The sequence below is a fragment of the Mesorhizobium sp. genome (assembly GCF_004963255.1).
Lineage (GTDB): Bacteria > Pseudomonadota > Alphaproteobacteria > Rhizobiales > Rhizobiaceae > Mesorhizobium.
Genome location: NZ_SUGA01000003.1, coordinates 150,016 through 170,503 on the forward strand (window position 1 = coordinate 150,016; position 20,488 = coordinate 170,503).

The window sequence follows — 20,488 nt, forward strand, 5'->3', positions numbered from 1 at the left end:
CCAGCTTCGGCTAGAAGCGAAGCTCCATCTCGGCCAATAATATACGCGTCGCTTGGAAGCACGCTGGCGGGCGCTTCCCTCAGCGCAAGAGCCCGTCCATATCGAACTCTTCCCAGCCTCTTAGGCGGGCCGCATCGTTCCGGCTCTCGTCGGTGTTACTTGCGGCTTCGCTGCTCTTCTTCTGCGCGCGCTTCAATGCCGCCTTTGCGGCAGCGCGTCGCCGGTTCTCGGCACGGGTAGCGGCGTCGTCCTCGCGCCAGAGGGTGACCAGGTCGCGGTCGAGCACATCTTCGATGTGGCGCGGATCGAACACGTGGAACGTGATCTTCCTGGCGCGGCCGCGAAGCTTGACCGTTCTCGTTCCGGCGCTCTGCAGCCGGCCGTCCTTCAGCCAGCGGTGCCGCTCGCCGGACGAGATCGTCAGGACATCCTCGACCTCGCGGGGGATGACCGGAAGGTCTTCGATGTCGCGCATCGCTTTGGACACGATCGCCCTTGCCGCCTCAGGGTCGGCATCCGAGCCCTCTGGAAGCCGCAAAGTAAGCACACGGGATTCGATGTGGAGCAGCTTTCTCAGCGGCGCGGGAAGGCGCGCGCGGATCTCGAGGAAAATGCCCCTCGCCCGCATGGACGATCCCAGCGTCGCCGCAGGCGAAAGCGGCCACTCAGCGATCAACTTGGCTGTCGGTTCGGTTTTTTGGCGCCCGGGCATATCGGATAAATAGGCCGGGCTGGGCCCAGCACAACGCCGGTTCGAGAGGCAATCCGCTGTGGCGCGGCGCCTGTGATCGCAGGCAAGAGCATTCTCGCCACATTCGGCCATCTGAGAAGGCTCCGTGGAGCGAATCGTCAATCGGCGAGTTAGGCTGGCTAGACCGAAGAGACTGGATTGGACGGATGGCCGCGTCGAAAAGGAACAGATATTTCACGCCAACGAAGCCGGCGCCAGAAGGCCTCGCCCCTGCCCTGGCGCGAAACATTGAGGCGCTGATCGAGAGGCGAAAACGCGAAGCCAAAGCTGCAACGCTGGAGGAGCGCGCAGCCGCAGCGATCAGCGGCTTCGCCGGAAGCATGGTCTTCGTCTACTTACACGTCGCCTTCTTCGGCGGTTGGATCGCCCTCAATGTGGGCATCCTGAGCTCCGTAAGACCTTGGGACCCGTCACTGGTCATCCTGGCCATGTTCGCCTCGGTCGAGGCCATCTTCCTCTCGACCTTCGTGCTCATCAATCAGAACCGAATGGCAGCGGAGGATAATTCCAGGGCAGACCTCGATCTGCAGGTCAGCCTGCTTAACGAGCACGAAACCACCAAGCTCATCAAGCTGGTGGAGGAGATTGCCAAGCGTCTCAACATAGATACCGACGCGGATCACGAGATCAAGGAACTCAAGCGCGATGTGGCGCCGGAGGCAGTCTTGGACAAGATCGAAGAGGTGTCCGACCGTCAGCCGCCCGAGTGACAGATCACCAAAGCTAAGCGTTACCGAGTTGGGCTAATCAGAGGATAGGCGCATGTTCGACCACATCGGCTTCAACGTCGGGAATTTAGAGAAATCGCTCGCCTTTTACAAAGCAGTGCTCGCACCTCTCGGTCTTGGCGTGCTGGAATCTGGCGAGGGCTGGGCCATGTTGGGCGGCTACTCCGGTCGTCTCTGGATCGGGGCATTCGGTCCTCCTCCTGGACCCATCCACATGGCGTTCCGCGCCGGCTCCCGGGCAATGGTACACGCGTTCTACGAGGCAGGCCTTGCCTCCGGAGGTCGCGATAACGGCGCGCCTGGCATTCGCACCCAATACGCGCCGGATTACTTTGCGACTTTCTTGCTCGACCCGGACGGGCACAATGTCGAGGCCGTAACCTTCGCCGCGGAAAATTGAGCTGCGCGTTCTGCGCCCGTGAGCGCAGGAGTCCGTCCGTACCGAAATCTTCCCAGCCCCTTAGGCGCGACGTAGATGCGAAGCTCAGCGGCTTAGCACCAAATCGAATTGGCGTTGGAACAAACGCTTCGCCCCTCTGTTTGCCTCCAAGCACAATTGCGTTAGAGGACATCATCTATGAGATTTCATTTGCTATCGGCCGCGCTGTGCACGGCCGCCGGGCTGAGTTTTGCTCATCCCGCTCTCAGTGCCGAAAAGGCGCAGGACTTCGTCAACAAGGCAGCCGAAGGCGGGATCTTCGAGGTCGAGTCCAGCAAGATCGTCCAGGGCAAGGCGAAAGACCAGGCCGTCAATGACTTTGCCCAGAAGATGATAACCGATCACGGCGCGGCCAACGACAAACTGCAGTCGATCGCCGGCGAGCAGAAGCTTCAGGTTCCCGCCGAAACTGATGCGAAGCACAAGAGCGACCTCGAGGCACTGAAATCGGCAAACGGTTCGGCCGACCAGTCCTACGTGAAGATGCAGCAGGACGCGCACGACGACGCGGTCAAGCTGTTCCAGGATTATGCGGCAGACGGCGACAACGCTGACCTAAAGGCATTTGCCCAGCAGACGCTGCCGACACTCAAGATGCACCAGGAGATGATCGAAAGGATCGCCTCAGGCAAGACCGATAATACCGCAACCACCAGCACCGCGCCCGCGGCGACAGACGCAGACCAGAATGCATCTGCCCCGGTGCCTGGAGCGAACAGCTTTACTGAAGCGCAGGCGAAGTCGCGGATCCAGGATGCCGGTTTCGCCAATGTCAGCGCTCTGACGAAGGACGACCAGGGCATCTGGCGCGGCACCGCCGAGAAGGACGGAAAGCCGGTAGCCGTCGCGCTCGATTTCAAAGGCAACGTGGTTGCCGACGCTCAATAACCATTCAGAAATGGAGTGAAACATGACGACTGTCACCGGACTTTTCGATGACTATCAGGACGCCGCCGACGCTGTAAGCGAACTGGAAGCGATCGGCGTGCCGCGAGACGACATCAGCATCGTGGCCAACAATTCCGACAATCGGTATCGGCAGGACGAGAGTTCAGACGCCGGTGAAGATGCCGCCGCCGGCGCCGGTCTTGGGGCGCTCGTCGGTGGCGCGGGCGGGCTCCTTACCGGACTCGGGATCATGGCCATCCCGGGGGTGGGACCCGTCGTGGCGGCAGGTTGGCTCGCTGCGACGGCTGTCGGCGCGGTCGGCGGCGCTGTGGTGGGCGGAGCCGCCGGCGGCATCGTCGGGGCGCTGACGGAGTCCGGTGTTTCCGAGCGCGATGCGCATGTCTATGCCGAGGGCGTGCGCCGGGGCGGCAGTCTCGTTACTGCCAGAGTGGATGATCGGCTTGCCGGCGAGGCTGAACGGATCCTGCGTGGAGAGCGTGCCGTCAATCTTGACGAGCGGCGTAGCGCTTACGAGGCCGGGGGATGGACAGGATTTGACGCTGCCGCGGAGCCCTATGATGACATTGAGGCTGAACGAGATCGTGTTCGGCGAACCACACCGCTCTAAGAAATGCGGCCCCGTCGAACTCTCGGCGGGGCCTTTTTTTGCCGGGCGAGCGAGGCGCCGGCAATTGGATTGCCCACGTCGGAGCTGAGGGGATGACCTGGATCGCGACCTTCAACGTCAATGGTGTGAACGGCCGACTCCCCGTGCTCCTGAAGTGGCTTCGCGAAACCGATTATGACGTTGTCTGCCTCCAGGAGCTGAAAACGTCCGACGAGAATTTTCCCATCGAGGCAATACGGGACGCCGGCTTCGGCGCGATCTGGCACGGCCAGAAATCCTACAACGGGGTGGCGGTATTGGTGCGCGGAAAGGATCCGGTCGAACGCCGCCGTGGCTTGCCTGGCGATCCCGATGACACGCACAGCCGCTATCTGGAGGCAGAGATCGACGGTCTCATCGTCGGCTGCATCTATCTGCCCAATGGCAATCCCGCGCCAGGCCCCAAATTCGATTACAAGCTTCGCTGGTTCGACCGTCTCGTCGACTACAGCCGATCGCTGTTGGCCGAGCGCACGGTGCTTTGTGGTGACTACAACGTCGTGCCCACTGAGATAGATGCTGCAGTACCCAGGCGTTGGCTGGGCGATGCTGTCTTCTTCCCCGAAAGCAGGAAAGCTTATGCGCACATGCTGAGCTTGGGCTGGGTGGATGCGATGCGCCGTATCCATCCGGACAAGGGCATATACACCTATTGGAACTTTTCCTATCGGGGCGGCTACGACCGAAGCTCAGGCCTGCGGATGGACCATCTGCTCGTAAGCCCGTCACTTGCGGAAAGCCTTCTGGCCGCCGGTGTCGATGTCGAGACTCGTGGATGGGAAAAGCCAAGCGATCACGCCCCAGCCTGGGTCGAGGTCGACTGAACCTTTTGCGCTGTCGCAGTTGCAGATAGCCTGCTTGGCAGCGGTCGCCCACGTTTCATGTCGAACCCTCAAGATGCCAAAGTTCGTTACAATCGAATATGGCGATCGGGCCGGATGTCGTCGTACGACCAACCGGTCAGAATGCCGCTCATGAACAGGGCGCGAAATTGCGATCCGAAGGCGCCCTGATAGTGCGGCGGGGACGGAGGCAAAGGTGCGCGATCCGGATGCATCGGAAGTGCAAACTCGCGATGCCTGCCCCCGGCAATGGCCCGATCCTCCTTGCCCGTCGATTTGGGCGACGCTGGACGGCGCCGCCCCTTTATCTGCCTACGGTTGTCCCTGACCTCCGCCCGACCCGTAGATGTTTCCGGTTGCGAAGCTTGCATCATCGGCGGCCAACTGCACGTAGATCGAGGCCAGCTCCACCGGCTGGCCCGGTCGTTCCAGCGCGGTGGTGCTGCCAAATTTCTTGTACTTCTCCTCGGACGCTCCGCCGCTGATCTGCAACGGCGTCCAGATCGGGCCAGGCGCCACACCGTTGACGCGGATGCCCTTGGAGCCGAGCTGCTTGGCCAGCGACTTGACGTAGTTCATTGTCGCGGCCTTGGTCTGGGCATAGTCGTAAAGCTCGGGGGAAGGATCGTAGGCCTGTTCCGACGTCGTGCCGATGATACATGACCCGGCCTTCAGATGCGGCAGCGCCGACTTGATGATCCAGAACGGCGCGTAGATGTTGGTCTTCATCGTGGCATCGAACTCCTCGCTTGTGATGTCGAGGATGGAAGGCTTCGCCTGCTGCCTGCCGGCATTGCAGACGACAATGTCGAGGCCACCGAGCTGCTGCACCGCGTCGGCCACAAGTTTCTGGCAAAACGCCTCCTCACGGAGATCGCCGGGTAGAGCAACGCCGGTTCGGCCGGCATCACGGATGAGCTGGATGACCTCGCTCGCATCCGGTTCTTCGGATGGATAGTAATTGATAGCGACATCCGCCCCCTCGCGGGCATAGGCGATCGCGGCAGCGCGGCCCATGCCGGAATCGCCGCCTGTGATCAGGGCCTTGCGCCCCGCGAGACGTCCTGAACCTTTGTAGCTCTCCTCCCCGTGGTCGGGCTTGGGTTTCATGTCGCGTGCCAGGCCGGGCCAAGGTTGGGTTTGTGCTTCGAAGGGTGGTTTCGGGTATTTGGAGCGGGGATCTTGCATGGCGGGTCCATTCTCTAGAGGCTTCGTGCTTGTCTGCTGAGCGTTGGCCGGGCTAGCAATCCCAGCCGCTATTCCGACCCCTGCTGCAGCCATGACTTCGCGCCGCGACAGTGTGTAGGGATGGTCTTTGGTCATTCGGCTTCTCCGAGTCGCGTGAAGCGCCCGAACAGAGCCCGGTCGGTTAAGTTCCTTGCTTTCGATCTCAAGGAGGAAAAAAAGACCGCGCCATGTCATCTTTTCTGCACGACTTGGGGTTGCGAACGCATAGGCGGACGGGAGGCATAGCGGTGATCCGCGGCTGTGTAACAGACTGGGAACAAGCGATAAGAAAATGCGGATAGATTCAATAAATTAATTGCTAATGCGAAAGACGCTCTCTCCGCATAAGCTTCCTAATAACAATGATCTCATACAGTCAGATCATTCATGAAGTGCTTCAAGATCGAAGCGACCTTAGTCTGCGTAACAAACTGCCAAGAAGCCGCTTAGTCCGCCATGGCATTGCTAACGTCGAGGTGGTCAGCGTCCTGTTTGGGGCCGAAGAACGAACCCGCTGCGCGGGAGGACGCGAGCGGTTGAGATAGAGATCAACAACCGGACAGAATCGAATCCCGGTTGACAAAGGTGATCGGTCTGTGAAACGGTGAGAACGTTCTCAGAGAACGTTCTCACCGCAGCTGCGACCTTACCTTGGGAGGAGGTATGAGCACCGACGAGACCCGGCTAGCCGTCCGCATCGCCAAGATTGCGAAGTCCTACGGGCCGACCGTGGCGCTCGATTCGGTTTCCATCGACCTGCGCCCGGGCGAAGTCCATGCGCTGCTGGGCGAGAACGGCGCCGGCAAGTCGACACTCGTAAAGATCCTCAGCGGCGTGGTGAAGCCGGACAGCGGATCGATGTCGATCTTAGGCTCGCCATATCGGCCCCACGGCATCGTGGACGCGCGCACGCAGGGCGTGGCAACGGCTTTCCAGGAACTAAGCCTGCTGCCCAATCTCAGCATCGCCGAGAATCTGATGCTGCCGAAAATGCCGAGGGGCATGCTCGGGCTCGCGTCGCATCGCACGGCCATGGCCTCCGCCGGCAGGATCCTCATGGATTATGGTCTCGCGCATTTCGATCCCGATACGCCGGTTGGCGTGCTCTCGCTATCGGACCGTCAGCGGCTCGAAATCGTCCGCGCTTTCACCCATGCCGCGAAACTGCTGATCCTCGACGAGCCGACGGCGGCGCTCGCCGACGTCGAATGGCTGTTCGAGCTCGTGCGCCGGCAGAAGTCCCTGCAGACCGCCATCCTCTACATTTCGCATCGCCTCGGCGAAGTGCGCACCTTGTGCTCGCGCGCCACCATTCTGCGCAACGGCCGCAGCATCGGCACCGTCGAGCTTTCCGGCGCTTCGGACGCGAACATCTTTGAGATGATGGTCGGCCGCAGCGCGCGTGAGATCATCAACACGCCGCCGTCGGCCGGCGGGGTCGCGCCCGTCGCCCTCGGCGTCAAAGGCCTCTCGGGCGGCATTCTGAACGACGTGTCGTTCAATGTCAGGCAAGGCGAGATCGTCGGCATCGCCGCGCTCGAAGGCCAAGGCCAGCGCGACCTGTTCAGGACGCTGATCGGGCTTACCAAGACCAACGGCGGAACCGTCGAGATCGACGGCGTGCGCGCCCAGATCGCCAGCCCGGGCGCCGCGCTCCGTTTCGGCAACGGGCTCGCCTACCTGCCGGAAGACCGCAAGTCGGAAGGCATCCTCGCCGGCCTCACCACCGCCAGCAACATGGTGCTGCCGATCATCTCCCGGGTTGCGCGCGGCGGCATCGTCTGGCCGGCAGGCGAGCGTCGCGCCGCGCACGAAACAGCCGCCGTGGTCGACCTGCAGCAACGCTATCTGCATTTCAAGATCGACGAATTGTCCGGCGGCAACCAGCAGAAGGCGCTGCTGGCGCGGGTCATCATGACCGGCGCACGCACGCTGCTGCTCTTCGATCCGACGCGCGGCGTCGATGTCGGAACCAAGCAGTCGATCTACGAGGCGATCCGCAAATTCGCCGCCGATGGCGGCTCCGTGCTCTTCTATTCGTCCGAGTTGCCGGAACTCGTTCATCTCGCGCATCGCTGCATCGTGCTCTATGGCGGCCGTATCTTCGCCGAGTACCAGGGCGACGCCATCGACGAGCAGACGATCGTGGGCGCGCTGATCGGCCATGCCCGCGGCGCAAAGACGGAGGTGGCGGCATGAGCGCGGTCACGGCAAATCCGGCGCGCCGCCGCTCGCCCTTCTGGCGCGCCGTCATCAGCGACACCGGCATCGTAGCGCTGATCTATGTGCTGCTCTACGCGCTCTATGCGTTCTGGCAACCCGATGCGCTCTCGCTCTACACATTCACCGACCTCGTCAACAATTCGACGCCGCTGGCGCTCGCAGCGGCGGGCGAAACGCTGGTCGTCATCAGCCGCGGCTTCGACCTGTCCGTCGCCGGCGTCGTGTCGCTGACCAACGTGCTGATGGCCGTCTATCCGCTCGACGGCCCTGGCGGTGCGCTGGCCAGCCTCTTGATGTGCTGCGCCATCGGCGCCTTCGTTGGCATGATCAACGGCATTCTGGTCGCGAGACTTGGCCTTCAGACCATCGCCGCGACGCTGGGCACCATGATCATCTGCCAGGGACTGGCGCTGGTCATTCTCGACGCGCCCGGCGGCATGGTCGCCGACTTCGTCACGTACACGCTGACCGACACGCTGTTCGGCGTCGTGCCGATCGCCGGCCTGTTCCTGGTCGCCGCAGTCGTGCTGTGGCTGGCCTTCCGGCGGACCAATACCGGCATCGGACTCTATGCGATCGGCGCCGACGAGCAGTCGGCCCGTTTCTCCGGCGTGGCCGTCTCGGGCGTTCGCATCACCGCCTTCGTCGGCGCCGGCATCCTCTATGGCGTCGCCGGCTTCATGCTGAGCGCCCAGACCGCGACCGGCAACCCGACGGCGGGCACGCCGTTCCTGATGCTCACCTTCGCCGCGGTGGCGCTCGGCGGCACGCCCCTCGGCGGTGGCCGCGGCAGCCTCGTCGGCTCCATCCTCGGCGCCGGCACGCTCATGCTTTTGCAGAAGGTGCTGTTCTCGGGCGGCGTGTCGTCTTTCTACACCGGTATCTTCCAGGGCGTCGTGCTGGTGCTGGCGATCGTCTTCGGCAACACGGTGGCGCGCCTGCTCAAGAAGGACGAAGCCCGGTGAACGCGCATAAGGACATGGCGATGCCATTCGAGGCCTCCTCCGACCGGCGCGGCAGGCAGAAGCTCGACCGGGAAACGGTGAACACGCTTGTCGTGTTCGGCCTGAGCATCGTGCTCATTGTGTGTTCCCGCTTCATCAGCCCGGCGCTCGGCTCCTGGAGCCAGGTGCTGACGGTGCTGATCCTCGCTTCGTTCCTGATCATCCTGTCCTTCGGTCAGGGTCTCGTCATCCTGATCGGTGGACTGGATCTCTCCATCCCCGCCCTCATCACGCTTGGCGGCGTGCTGACCACGACCTGGATCGGCACCGGCGATGCCGGCGTCTGGTACATGCTGCCGGCCATCTTGGTTGTCTGCGCCATGGTCGGTGCGGTCAGCGGCATCGGCATCGTCTGGCTGAAGGTGCCGCCTTTCATCATGACGATGGCGACCTCGATCGTCGTCGCCTCGGTGGCGCTCGGCTATACCAGCGGCACGCCGCGCGGCGGTTCGCCATCGTCCCTCCTGTGGCTGATGAAGTCATGGTTCCTCGGCGTGCCGGTGGTCATCTACTTCACCCTCGCCTTCATCCTGTTCGGCTGGCTCCTGCAGAACTTCACCGCGCTCGGACGCCGGCTTCGCGCGCTAGGCACCAACAGGAACGCCGCGCTCATCGCCGGTGTCGGCGTCAACCGGCTCGAGCTCGTGCCCTACGCGATCAGCGCCGCCTGCGCCGGCTTCGTCGGCATGATGCTGGTCGGCTATTCGAATGGCGCGACACTGAGGATGGGCGACAGCTACATGCTGCCCTCGATCGCCGCCGTCGTGATCGGCGGCTCCTCGATCCTCGGCGGCAGCGGAACCTTCATCGGCACGGTCGGCGGCGCGATCCTTCTGACGACGCTGGGCACCGTGATCTCGGCCATCGGGCTGAGCGAAGGATGGCGCACCATCATCGAGGGCGCGATCATCGTCGGAGCGCTGCTGGTGCTGCGCGGCGAGTTCCTGACCCACGTCGGAAACCGCATGCTGACGCGAGGAAAATGACCATGCGCCTGCATGCCACAGCTTTTGTCCAATTGTGAGAACGTTCTCACAAGCTCTGGTCCGGCACCTGAAAGGGCCAAATTCCAAAGGGAGGTTGATTGAAATGAAGCTTTTGAAAAGACTGGGACTGGCCGCGTCGCTGACGCTTGCCACGACCGCGGGCGTCGCGACGGTCGTCGATCATGCCGAAGCGCAGGACAAAAAGCTCAAGGTCTATCTGTCGCTGAGCTACAGCGGCAACTCGTGGCAATCGGAAGCCGCGAACATCGTCAAGGCGCTGGCGCAGACGCCGCCCTACGACAAGACCGTGGAGCTGAAGGAGGTCATCTCCGGCACCGATCCGCAGGCGCAGATCTCCGCCTATGAAAGCATGATCCAGGACGGCGCCGACGGCATCATCAGCTTCCCGATCTCGTCGACGGCGCTGAACCGCACCATCCACCGCGGCTGTCAGAAGGGCGTGCTCTTCTTCATGTATGACGCGACGGTCACCGAGCCCTGCGCCTATAATGTCAGCTACATCACCGCCGGCTTCGGCGAGAACACCGCCCAGGCGCTGGTCAACATCCTTGGCGGCAAGGGCAACATCTTCCTCAGCCGGGGCGTTCCGGGCAACTCGGTGGACAAGCGCCACACCGACGGCGCCATGCACATCTTCAATCAGTATCCCGGCATCAAGGTGGTCGCCGAATACTATTCCTACTGGGATGACCGCACCACGCAGCAGGAGACGGCCAAGGCGCTCGCCGCGCATCCGGACGTCGACGGCATCTGGGCCCAGGCCGGCGAATATGGCGCCATCCAGGCGCAGCTGGACAAGGGCAACAAGCTGGTGCCGATGACCGGCGAGAACTCCGACGGCTTCCGCCTCGGTCTGGCCGATCCGAAGATGCAGGGCATGGGCCTCAAGGGCGTCTCGGCCGGCTCGCCGCCCGCCACCTCCGGCTACGCCTTCAAGCTGATGATGGAGATCCTGACCAAGAAGCGCGAGCTGAAGCCGATGAACATCGAGTACCCGCTGCCGTGGGTGCCGGCCGATCAGGTCAAGCCCTGCAAGGGCGACACCTTCGCCGATGGCTGCAACGTGTTCCCGACCGACAAGGTGCCGTCTTCCTTCGTCACCGAGGTGTTCAATCCCGAGCTTTTGCCGGAACTGTCGCTGCAGTCGGCGCTGGAAGGCAAGCCGACGCCCGGAGCGACGATCCAGCCGCTGCCGGCCGAAGTGAAGCAGGCGCCTGACGCGCCCGGCATCAACTGCTCGTCCTGCAAGGCCCCGGCCGACGAATACAAGCTCACCAAGATCGAGCCGACGGTTAAGCCCTGACGATCAGCAATGCGACCGATGGACGGCATCCTGCCGTCCATCCCACCCAAGACAAGGATGAGAAAATGCCGACCTTTCTGAAGCGGGGCAGGGATCCCGAAGCTGTCGCCCAGGGTGACGCGGTCGTCCGCACGACCGTCGAGACGATCCTCGCCGATATCGAGAAACGGGGCGACGCCGCGGTGCGGGAACTGTCGGAGCGTTTCGACAAGTGGTCGCCGCAGAACTTCCGGCTGAGCGACAGCGACATAGAACAGGCCATCGCCAAGGTCTCGGCGAGGGACTTGGAGGACATCCGCTTCGCCCAGGCGCAGGTCCGCAATTTCGCCGAGAAGCAGCGCGCCTGCCTGCAGGACCTTGAGGTGGAAACGCTGCCGGGAGTCGTGCTTGGCCACAAGAACATTCCCGTCGAGACGGTCGGCTGCTACGTGCCGGGCGGCAAATATCCGATGGTCGCCTCCGCGCATATGAGCGTGGTCACGGCAAGGGTCGCCGGCGTGAAGAAGATCATCGCCTGCGCGCCGCCTTTCCAGGGCGGGCCGCATCCGGCCATCGTCGCCGCCATGCATATGGGCGGCGCTGACGAAATCTACGTTCTGGGCGGCATCCAGGCCGTCGGCGCCATGGCGCTCGGAACCGAAACCATCGGCCGCGTCGACATGCTCGTCGGCCCCGGCAATGCCTTCGTCGCCGAGGCCAAGCGCCAGCTCTACGGCCGCATCGGCATCGACCTGTTCGCCGGCCCGACCGAGACGCTGGTGATCGCTGATGACAGCGTCGATGGCGAGATCTGCGCGACCGACCTGCTCGGGCAGGCCGAGCACGGCCCGACGAGCCCGGCGGTGCTTCTGACCAATTCGGAAAAGTTGGCCCGCGACACCATGACGGAGATCGAGCGCCAGCTGAAGGTGCTGCCGACGGCCGAGATCGCCGCCAAGGCCTGGGCCGACTACGGCGAGGTGATCGTGTGCGATTCCTATGAGGAGATGGTCGCGGAAGCCGACCGGATCGCCTCCGAGCACGTGCAGGTGATGACGCGCGATCCCGACTATTTCCTGAACAACATGCGCAACTACGGCGCGCTGTTCCTGGGGCCGCGCACCAATGTCGCCTTTGGCGACAAGGTCATCGGCACCAACCATACGCTGCCGACCAAGAAGGCGGCCCGCTACACCGGCGGTTTGTGGGTTGGCAAGTTCATCAAGACCTGCACCTATCAGCGCGTCTTGACCGACGAAGCGAGCGCCATGATCGGCGAATACTGTTCGCGCCTGTGTGTCCTCGAGGGGTTCTACGGGCATGCCGAGCAGGCCAATATCCGGGTCCGCCGCTACGGAGGTCGCAACGAGGCCTAAGGCAGCGCGCCAACGGAGTTTTCATGTCGATCGTCACCCGCAACAAGAACAGCAAGCCCCGCGTGACCGTGAAGGATCTGGCGCGCGACCTGGGCATGTCTGTTTCGACCGTATCCAGGGCTTTTCACGCCGATGCCGTGATCGCCAAGGGGACGCGGGACGTGGTGCTGAACCGCGCGCGGGAGATCGGCTATTCGCCGAACCCTTTCGCGCGCAGCCTCATCACCAAGAAGACGCGCATCGTCGGCGTGGTCGTCGCCGACATCACAAACCCGTTCTATCCGGAAGTGCTGACCCGGCTCACCACCGAGCTGCGCGCCATCGACATGAACGTGATGCTGGTCGCGGCGGACCAGTCGGGCGAGGTCGACCAGGCGCTGCGCCTCCTCCTCAACTACCAACCCGACCTCGCCATCATCCTCGCGGCGACCTTGTCCTCCGAAGCCGCGCAGGAATGCCGCAAGGCCGGCACGCCGGTGATCTTCTTCAACCGGCTGTCGGCCGACGAACACGCGTTCGGCATCTCCTGCGACAACATCCTCGGCGGCCGCAGCATTGCCGACTACCTGGTCGACACCGGCCACCGGCGCCTGGCCTATATCGCCGCGCTGGCGGATGCCTCGACCAATGTCGCCCGTCACCGCGGCTTCAGCGAGCGCGCGGTCGAACGGGGCCTTGCCGCTCCTGTCGTCATCGAGGCGGGGCAATTCAGCTACCACGCCGGCTACGAGGCCGCGCGCAAGCTGCGCGATCTCAAGGACATGCCCGACGGCGTGTTCTGCGCCAACGACATTCTCGCCATCGGCTTCCTCGACGGTGTGCGGCGCGAGCTTGGCCTCGGCGTGCCGGACGACATCTCGATCGTCGGCTTCGACGACATCGAGATGGCGCATTGGCCTTCGCATGGGCTGACGACAGTCCAGCAGCCCATCGAAAAGATGCTGGAGGCGACGGTCTCGCTGGCCAAGGAGCTTGGCACGAATGCCGGGCGAGAGCCGGTCGTGCAGATGATCCCGCCGGGCGCCGTGATCGAGCGCGCGACGACGCGCCGGAGGCATCATGGCTGATATGTCCGCCAAGCGTTTCTTCGAGCGCGCCGTCACCATCCATCGCTACGACTGCGAGCTGATCGCGGTGCCGCCGCTATCGGATGCCGACGGCAGGGAAAGCAGGTCGGCCGTTGAGAACGATCCCGCGGCCGACGAGGCCGTCGTCCGCTACGTGATCGCCACCCGCCCCATCTATGACGGCCTGCGCCGGCTGATCGGCCAGATCGCCGGCCTGCTGGTCCTGGCCGAAGCCGGCGGCCGCCGCGACGTGCTCGACCTGCCGGATATCCCCGCGGCGCGCGAGCGCTGGGCGGAGGTCGAGCAGCGCCTGGGCGCCTTGCAGGCGCCGAGCGGCCTGGAGGGCCATCGCGCGCGCCTGGCGGCCGCGCACGCGACGCTCGGCGAAGTGCTCGACGATTTCGGTCTAACCCGGTTGCAACGCGACTGGCAGCAGCATCTCGACCGTGCGGGAGACAGGATCAAGCGCGCCTATGCCTGGCTGCAGGCGGCGTCGGAACCGCGCGCCGGCATGACGCCGGTCGATTTCAATCATGCCTGCTGCAGTTGTGCGCAGCGCTGGCGACATCAGGGAGGAAACGATGGGCCAATATTCGATCTGGGTGCTTGAATACAGCTACGTCACCAACTACCACAAGAGCGGCGTGCTCTACGGCGCCCACAACCAGGGCTACGTCAAGCTTCCCTATTGCTATGCGCTGATCAAGGGCAATGGCCATGTCGCCATGGTCGACGTCGGCTACAACAACAAGGATTACGGCAAGCATCTCGGCGACAAGTTCGGCGTCGAGAACTGGCATTCGCCCGAGGCCGTCCTCGGCGAGATCGGCCTGGCGCCGAAGGACGTCGACACGGTCTTCATCACCCACGCCCATTTCGACCATTTCGGCAATGTCGAGGACTTCCCCAAGGCGACCTTCTACATCCAGGAGAAGGAAATCGCGAAATGGGTCTGGGCGATGTCGCTGCCGGACCGCATGCGCTGGATGAACGTCGCCGTCGACCCGGGCGATATCGTGCGCGGCGTCGATCTCGCGCGCCAGAAGCGGCTGGTGACGATCGACGGCGCCAGGCCGGACGTGCTGCCGAATGTCGATCTCAATCCCGCCTTCGACAGCCACACCTATGGCTCGATGTGGGTCACTGTGCGCAACGGCAAGGAAGACAACTGGGTGCTGGCGGGCGACCTCGTCTATGTCTTTGACAACATCGAAGGCTCTGGAGCGGCCGTCGATATCGAGACGCTTTATGTTCCGGTGGGGCTTGCGGTCGGCAGCCAGACCAATCTCGTGCTGGCGACCGAGGAGATGATGAGGCAGGTGAATTACGAGGCGCGCCGCGTCATTCCAATCCACGAAGAACGGTTGAAGGATCGTTTTCCATCGCGCATCACCAAGGATGGGCTGCGCATTACCGAAATCTGCCTCGCGGACGGCGAGAAATCGCGGGTGCAGTAATGGAGGCAATCCGCAAGGTCGCGATCGTCGGGGCGGGGCTTGTCGGCCGCGGCTGGGCGATCGTGTTCGCCCGGGCCGGGCATGACGTGGTCATCTATGATGGCAGCGCCGAAATCCGCGCGGCGGTGATCGAGGGCATCCGCGCCAGTCTCGTCGACATGCAGGAAGCCGGGCTGGTCGACGCCATCGATCCCGTCCTGCGGCGGTTGCGCGTGGTCGACACGCTGGAGGCCGCGGTCGCCGACGCCGACTATATCCAGGAGTCGGTGCTCGAACGGCGCGACGTCAAGCAGGTCGTCTGCCTCGAAATCGACCAGACGATGCGGCCGGATGCCGTCGTCGGCAGCTCGAGCTCGGGCATTCCCGCCTCGGCTTTCACCGAGGAATGCCGCAACCGGGCCCGCTTCCTCGTCGCGCATCCCGTCAATCCTCCGCACTTGATCCCGCTGGTCGAACTGGTTCCGGCGCCTTGGACCGATGCCGAAATCGTGCCCTGGCTGCGAACGCAGATGGAACAGGTGGGCCAGGCGGCCATCGTGGTGCGCAAGGAGGTTGACGGTTTCGTCCTCAACCGGCTGCAGGGGGCTTTGCTCAACGAGGCCTGGGCCCTGTTGGCGGAGGGCGTCGCTAGCGCCGCCGACATCGACCTGACCGTGTCGCACGGGCTCGGCTACCGCTGGTCCTTCATGGGACCGTTCGAGACGATCGACCTCAACGCGCCGGGCGGCATCGCGGATTATGCCCGGCGCCTGGGGCCGCTCTATCATGCGATCGCTCTGGCTAGGCGCGACCCGGCGCCCTGGTCCGAAGCGCTCATCGACAAGGCCGAAGCCGAGCGCCGCGAAAAGCTTCCGGCATCCCAGCTTGGCGAGCGCAGCACCTGGCGCGACCGCAATCTCATGGCGCTGGTCGCGCACAAGCGACGCACCGGCGTCTGACACGGAGACGGGCCATGGCGGCAATGCTGCAGAACAAAGTCGCCCTGGTGACCGGAGGAACCGGCGGTATCGGGGCGCAGATCGTTGCCAGGCTGGCGCAGGAAGGGGTCTCGGTCGTCATCGGCTACAACAGCTCGCGCCAGGCGGCCGAAATGCTGGTCCCGACACTGGCGCCCGGCGATCACCTCGTCGCTGAGGCAGCCGTCACCGACAGCGGTTGCTTGGCGCGGCTCGCCGGCCAGATCGATGAGAGGTTCGGCCGGCTGGATATATTGGTCAATTGCGCCGGCATAACCCGCTTCGTGCCGCATCCGGACCTCGACAGCCTTGACGACGCGCTGATCGACCACATCCTCAGCGTTAACGTGCGCGGTGTCATCGCCGCAACGCGGGCGATGCGGCCGCTGCTCGACCGCACCGGCGACGGCGTCGTTGTCAATATCTCGTCGATCGCGGGCGTCACCGCCATGGGCAGCAACATCGCCTATTGCGCGTCCAAGGCCGCGGTCGACAATCTGACCAAGTCGCTGGCGCGCGCTCTGGCGCCGAAGATCAGGGTAGTCTCCGTTTCGCCCGGCGTCGTCGACACCGATTTCATCAAGGGCCGCGACGAATCCTGGCGCGATGAACAGGCGAGCCGGACGCCGCTCGGGCGATTGGGCACGCCCGACGATGTTGCCGAGGCGGTCCTGGCGGCTGCGGCACAGCTTCGCTTCGCGACAGGAATTATCATCCCGGTCGACGGCGGGCGACCTTTGGCGTGATTGTATCTCGGATGTTCGCATGGCCCTGGTGGAGAGCTGAATGACCGCAACAATTGCCATCACCGTCGGCGATCCGGCGGGCGTCGGACCGGAGATCGCGCTCAAGGCCGTCCAGCATTTCGCTCCGCAACTTGAGGCCGGCGACTTTCGGTTGCGCCTGATCGGATCGCTGGCAGCGCTGGACCGGACAGCCCGGTCCCTGGCCTTGCCGTTGCCCGCCGTCGCGACGGCGGATGAACAGCTCGGCATCTGGCCAATCGAGGGTTGCGCGGTCGGTATCGGCCAGGTGTCGGCGCAAGGCGGCAGTCAGGCCTATGAGGCCGTGGCCGAGGGTGTTCGGCGCACAATGGCGGGCGAGGCTTCGGCCATCGTCACTGCGCCGCTCAACAAGGAATCGCTGCATCTGGCGGGGCATCGATTCCCGGGCCACACCGAGCTGTTGGCGGCGCTGACCGGGGCGCGCGACAGCGCGATGATGCTCGCGCACGGGTCCTTCCGCGTCAGCCATGTCACGACGCATATTGCGCTGGAAGATGTGCCGAGGCGAGCGACGGAGCCCCGCATGCGCAGGGTTCTCGACCTGACGATCGAAGCCTTGAAGCATCTGGGGATCGCCGCCCCCCGCGTCGCGATCGCCGCGCTCAATCCGCATGCCGGTGAAGGCGGCATTTTCGGCACCCACGACATCCGCGTCACGGAGCCGATCGTCGCCGACTACCGGGCGCGCGGCCATGATGTCCATGGTCCCGTCCCGGGCGACACCGTCTTCGTGAAGATGCGCGGCGGCGCCTATGACGCGGTCGTGGCCATGTATCACGATCAGGGCCATATTCCGGTGAAGCTGCTCGGCTTCCAGATCGATCCACAGACGGGGAAATGGCTTGGCCTGAGCGGGGTCAACATCACGCTCGGCCTGCCGATCGTGCGCACCTCCGTCGATCACGGCACCGCATTCGACATCGCCGGCCGCGGCATCGCCCGCGAAAGCAGCCTCATCGAGGCGATCGACTACGCCTTGTCGCTGACGGCGGAGAAGGCTGCGTGAACAATGGCCCGACCCGGCGCTGTGCTGGCAAGGATGTCCTGATCGTCGCGGACGACATTACGGGCGCGCTCGACACGGCCGGCTATTTCGCCACGCCCGAAAACCCGATCCAAGTCTGGCTCGATCGGCCGCCCGTCATTTCCGGCGGCAATGCGATCGACCTCGACACGCGTGATCTCGATGAGGCAACGGCTTGCAGGCGTGTCGCCGATATCTTCGCCGGACGCGACTCGGGTGTGCTCTCGTTCAAGAAGATCGACAGCGTCATGCGTGGCCATCCGATTGCGGAGGCGGTCGCCGCGTTTCGCGCAGGGCGCTTCGAACGCGCCCTTTTTGCACCTGCGTTCCCTGCCGCGGATCGCGTTACGGTCAATGGACGGCAGTGGGCCGGCTCCGCTCAAGGCTTGATGCAGGTCGGCCCGGCGCTTGTCGACGCGCTGTTGAGCCACGGTGTTTCGGCGGCGATGACTGGCGATGCAGTCGTGCGAAGCGGATTCGTCGTGGCCGATGCGAGAACCGATGCCGAGCTTGCGGGGGCGATTGCCAATTTCGAGGGAGGCGGCAACGACATCTATGTCGGCACGGCGGGACTTGCTTCTGTGCTCGCCGGAGGAGCACCTTTCAAGTTGCCGCGGCCTGCGCTGGATTTTGCGATCTGCGGGACGAATCATCCGGTGACACAGCGCCAGATCGCCGCAATCCGCACATTACAGGCCGTGGTCATGGACGGCGGCAGCACAGAGCTGCCCGAGCCGCCGGCCTTGTTGGTCGCGCCCTCCAGCGTTGCCTCCGACGCGGAGGCCCGGTTCATGATCGAGCGTTACCTCGATCGGCTCGTGGCTACGATCCCACGACCTCAAGCCGTGCTGGTGACAGGCGGCTGGACGCTTCGATTGCTGGCCCGCATTTGCGGAGCCTCGCATCTGCGATGTGAGGGGCTTTATGAGCCTGGCGTAGCGATAAGCCGGATGGTCGCGGGCGCGTGGAATGAGACGATTATTGTCTCGAAATCCGGCGGCTTCGGGCGCGAAGACCTCCTGGTCCGGCTGCTTGCCCCATCGCAACGCTAACAGACCGGCAGGCACCAAGCGCCTCGCGCAGTAAGCGGCAAGCCTGCGGGATACGAATTCCGTGAAGAGCCGCACGCGCTTGGTCTTGCGTGCCTCCCCCTGGGTGAGAAGCCAGAGCGTTCCGTACATGTGCAGGTTGGTACCCGGCACCCTCGTCATCCCGAGCCCCTGCTGCCACGAACGCGTTTCAGTCCCCGAAGAGCTGGACGGTCTCCCGTCCTCCGCCTTCATCGCGAAAGCGTTCACCGGCGCCAAGCTCGTGAAAGGCTTCAATCACCTGGTTGCAGCGACCCTGGCTACCGATCCGGTCGTCGAGGGCGGCCACCGGGTCGTCTTTCTGTCGAGCGACGACGAGGACGCGACCGCTCACGTCGCGGCCTTGGCCAAGCAACTCGGGTTCGCACCCGTCAAGCTGGGAAAGCTCGACGAGGGTGGCGCGCTGCTGCACGCACGCGGCCGCAGTTGGGGCGCGCTGATCTTCCAGGACTTGTTCAAGAAGGAACCCTAACGGATTTACTGCCCACTGTCAGAGGCGCGGCTTGCGCGAGCCCCTCCATGAGTGATCCAACCGGGCTAAATCAAATCCGAGGTCCGGAGGCAAAGACGGCTTACTGGTTCGTGGCGTTGCGATAGATGTCGAGCACGCGTGTCACGCTGCCGATCAGAAGCCCATGTGCGGTCGGTCTGATGCGGCCCGCGCCGACCTCGATATCAAGCTGGCCAATATATTGGCTGATCAGCGGGCGGGGAATCTCCCTGTCGCCAAGCGCGGCCAGCACCGCTGCGGTTGCGCGCTGCGCTTCCGGCGTCAGCCAGTAGTAGCGGATGCGGTCGCTGAAGGAGAAATGCCGCTGCAGGCGTTGCTCGTCCGATGTGCCGGAATAGTAGTTTCGCCAGTTCTCGGGCGAGGCGAGCATCACCCGCTCCATCGCCGCCTGCAGGTTTTCCCGGGACGGGTCGGGAACCATCTGATCGGCGATCAGACTGAGGCCGTAGAGCGCCTCGCGCAGCGTGAAGGTCAGCCATGGGCCGACTTTGAGGATGGCGAAACCGTCACGCACCAGCATGCCCAGCGCTTCCGCCGGCTGGTAGTCGGTCGAGTGCGCTTCGAAGACGAATTGCGGCATGCGTTCCAGCACAGCGACCAGCTTGGTCGCCTTCTCCGTCGCATAGGCGACGATATCGGCATTGCCGAATTCGACGCCGGGCTGGACGACGACGCCGACGACCCGGTCAAAGGCGCCATCGAGGCCGAGGCGAGAGAAAGCCTTGCGATGGACCTCGACCGTGCGGAGCGCGTCGGCAGGCTCGGTGACATGCATGTGCTCGAGCGGTTCGAGCGCGCCGCCGGGCACCGGTACCTCGGTGCCGATGATGTAGACGGGTCTCTCACCGCCGGCGCGCGCGACCGCCGCCTCGGCGACCTTGGCAAGCTCGGCCGCGCGGGCGGCAATCGTCTCGTCGGGGAGCGGCACCGGATCGTCGGCGCAGGCCATGCTGGTGTCGAGATGCAGCTTGGTGAACCCGGCGGCCGCATAGGCGTCGATCATCGCGGCCGCTTTCCGCATCGCCTCGGCAGCGGAGTCGTGCTTCCAGGGATTGGGTCCAAGATGGTCGCCGCCGAGGATCAGACGATCGAGGGGAAGACCGGCCTTGCCGGCATACGTTTCGACGAGGCCGCGAAAGGCGGCCGGCGCCATGCCGGTGTAGCCG

20 protein-coding genes and 2 pseudogenes are annotated in these 20,488 nt (G+C 64.0%); 18 read left to right on the top strand and 4 right to left on the bottom strand.

From position 1 onward, the window contains the following. Nucleotides 1–79: 79 nt before the first annotated feature. Nucleotides 80–712, bottom strand: a complete 633-nt coding sequence (locus E5X34_RS05470; RefSeq protein WP_292562047.1) for a hypothetical protein — start codon at nt 710–712, stop codon at nt 80–82. Between the two features lie 185 nt (nt 713–897). On the opposite strand from E5X34_RS05470, the gene E5X34_RS05475 reads away from it, so the two are divergent. The 5 genes from E5X34_RS05475 to xth all read left to right on the top strand — a co-directional run bounded on the left by E5X34_RS05475 (nt 898) and on the right by xth (nt 4,297). After that, nucleotides 898–1,461 (top strand): DUF1003 domain-containing protein, encoded by a 564-nt coding sequence (locus E5X34_RS05475; RefSeq protein WP_127864809.1) that lies wholly within the window; start codon nt 898–900, stop codon nt 1,459–1,461. A 52-nt stretch (nt 1,462–1,513) separates the two neighbouring features. Next, nucleotides 1,514–1,879 carry a VOC family protein gene (locus E5X34_RS05480; RefSeq protein WP_042639069.1) on the top strand — a complete coding sequence of 122 codons (366 nt, stop codon included), beginning with the start codon at nt 1,514–1,516 and terminating at the stop codon, nt 1,877–1,879. Nucleotides 1,880–2,056: 177 nt separating this feature from the next. Continuing rightward, the gene (locus E5X34_RS05485; protein ID WP_292562051.1) at nt 2,057–2,806 is read left to right on the top strand and encodes a DUF4142 domain-containing protein; all 750 of its coding nucleotides are present in this window, start codon (nt 2,057–2,059) and stop codon (nt 2,804–2,806) included. 22 nt (nt 2,807–2,828) lie between these two features. Further along, nucleotides 2,829–3,434: a general stress protein gene (locus tag E5X34_RS05490; RefSeq protein ID WP_292562053.1), complete on the top strand. Its 606-nt coding sequence runs from the start codon at nt 2,829–2,831 to the stop codon at nt 3,432–3,434. A 92-nt stretch (nt 3,435–3,526) separates the two neighbouring features. Beyond that, on the top strand, nt 3,527–4,297 hold the full coding sequence (gene xth / locus E5X34_RS05495; RefSeq protein ID WP_292562054.1) for an exodeoxyribonuclease III: 771 nt from the start codon (nt 3,527–3,529) through the stop codon (nt 4,295–4,297). A gap of 330 nt (nt 4,298–4,627) precedes the next feature. On the opposite strand, the gene E5X34_RS05500 is transcribed toward xth, so the two are convergent. Then, a complete protein-coding gene (locus tag E5X34_RS05500) occupies nt 4,628–5,503 on the bottom strand; it encodes an SDR family oxidoreductase (protein ID WP_292562375.1) in 876 nt (291 codons plus the stop codon). Nucleotides 5,504–6,205: 702 nt separating this feature from the next. On the opposite strand from E5X34_RS05500, the gene E5X34_RS05505 reads away from it, so the two are divergent. The 12 genes from E5X34_RS05505 to E5X34_RS05560 all read left to right on the top strand — a co-directional run bounded on the left by E5X34_RS05505 (nt 6,206) and on the right by E5X34_RS05560 (nt 18,775). Continuing rightward, nucleotides 6,206–7,741, top strand: coding sequence for a sugar ABC transporter ATP-binding protein (locus tag E5X34_RS05505; protein WP_292562056.1), 1,536 nt, complete (start codon nt 6,206–6,208; stop codon nt 7,739–7,741). After that, nucleotides 7,738–8,730, top strand: a complete 993-nt coding sequence (locus E5X34_RS05510; RefSeq protein WP_292562058.1) for an ABC transporter permease — start codon at nt 7,738–7,740, stop codon at nt 8,728–8,730. The genes E5X34_RS05505 and E5X34_RS05510 overlap by 4 nt, the downstream gene beginning before the upstream one ends. Beyond that, nucleotides 8,727–9,755, top strand: a complete 1,029-nt coding sequence (locus tag E5X34_RS05515) for an ABC transporter permease (protein ID WP_292562060.1) — start codon at nt 8,727–8,729, stop codon at nt 9,753–9,755. The genes E5X34_RS05510 and E5X34_RS05515 overlap by 4 nt, the downstream gene beginning before the upstream one ends. 103 nt (nt 9,756–9,858) lie before the next feature. Then, nucleotides 9,859–11,079 carry a sugar ABC transporter substrate-binding protein gene (locus tag E5X34_RS05520; RefSeq protein ID WP_292562061.1) on the top strand — a complete coding sequence of 407 codons (1,221 nt, stop codon included), beginning with the start codon at nt 9,859–9,861 and terminating at the stop codon, nt 11,077–11,079. Nucleotides 11,080–11,144: 65 nt separating this feature from the next. Next, nucleotides 11,145–12,434 (top strand): histidinol dehydrogenase, encoded by a 1,290-nt coding sequence (gene hisD, locus E5X34_RS05525; protein WP_292562063.1) that lies wholly within the window; start codon nt 11,145–11,147, stop codon nt 12,432–12,434. A gap of 23 nt (nt 12,435–12,457) precedes the next feature. Next, on the top strand, nt 12,458–13,501 hold the full coding sequence (locus E5X34_RS05530; RefSeq protein WP_292562065.1) for a LacI family DNA-binding transcriptional regulator: 1,044 nt from the start codon (nt 12,458–12,460) through the stop codon (nt 13,499–13,501). Between the two features lies 1 nt (nt 13,502). Then, nucleotides 13,503–14,111: a hypothetical protein gene (locus E5X34_RS05535; protein ID WP_292562067.1), complete on the top strand. Its 609-nt coding sequence runs from the start codon at nt 13,503–13,505 to the stop codon at nt 14,109–14,111. Then, nucleotides 14,083–14,958, top strand: coding sequence for an N-acyl homoserine lactonase family protein (locus tag E5X34_RS05540; RefSeq protein ID WP_292562069.1), 876 nt, complete (start codon nt 14,083–14,085; stop codon nt 14,956–14,958). The genes E5X34_RS05535 and E5X34_RS05540 overlap by 29 nt, the downstream gene beginning before the upstream one ends. Next, complete coding sequence (locus E5X34_RS05545; RefSeq protein ID WP_292562071.1) at nt 14,958–15,896, top strand: 3-hydroxyacyl-CoA dehydrogenase; 939 nt, start codon at nt 14,958–14,960, stop codon at nt 15,894–15,896. Before E5X34_RS05540 ends, E5X34_RS05545 begins: the two co-directional genes overlap by 1 nt. A gap of 14 nt (nt 15,897–15,910) precedes the next feature. Continuing rightward, entirely contained in the window at nt 15,911–16,660 is a 750-nt protein-coding gene (locus tag E5X34_RS05550) for an SDR family oxidoreductase (RefSeq protein WP_292562072.1), read from the top strand. Nucleotides 16,661–16,700: 40 nt separating this feature from the next. Further along, nucleotides 16,701–17,705: a 4-hydroxythreonine-4-phosphate dehydrogenase PdxA gene (gene pdxA, locus E5X34_RS05555; RefSeq protein ID WP_292562074.1), complete on the top strand. Its 1,005-nt coding sequence runs from the start codon at nt 16,701–16,703 to the stop codon at nt 17,703–17,705. Then, nucleotides 17,702–18,775: a four-carbon acid sugar kinase family protein gene (locus tag E5X34_RS05560; protein WP_292562075.1), complete on the top strand. Its 1,074-nt coding sequence runs from the start codon at nt 17,702–17,704 to the stop codon at nt 18,773–18,775. The genes pdxA and E5X34_RS05560 overlap by 4 nt, the downstream gene beginning before the upstream one ends. A 30-nt stretch (nt 18,776–18,805) precedes the next feature. Here E5X34_RS05560 and E5X34_RS05565 read toward each other — a convergent pair. Next, a pseudogene (locus tag E5X34_RS05565) lies at nt 18,806–18,928 on the bottom strand (LysR family transcriptional regulator); the annotation flags it as partial. 43 nt (nt 18,929–18,971) lie between these two features. Here E5X34_RS05565 and E5X34_RS05570 point away from each other — a divergent pair. After that, nucleotides 18,972–19,283, top strand: a pseudogene (locus tag E5X34_RS05570) (NADP oxidoreductase coenzyme); the annotation flags it as partial. 100 nt (nt 19,284–19,383) lie between these two features. Here E5X34_RS05570 and E5X34_RS05575 read toward each other — a convergent pair. Continuing rightward, nucleotides 19,384–20,488: class II D-tagatose-bisphosphate aldolase, non-catalytic subunit (locus E5X34_RS05575; RefSeq protein WP_292562077.1), on the bottom strand; the 1,105-nt coding region annotated here is incomplete at its 5' end.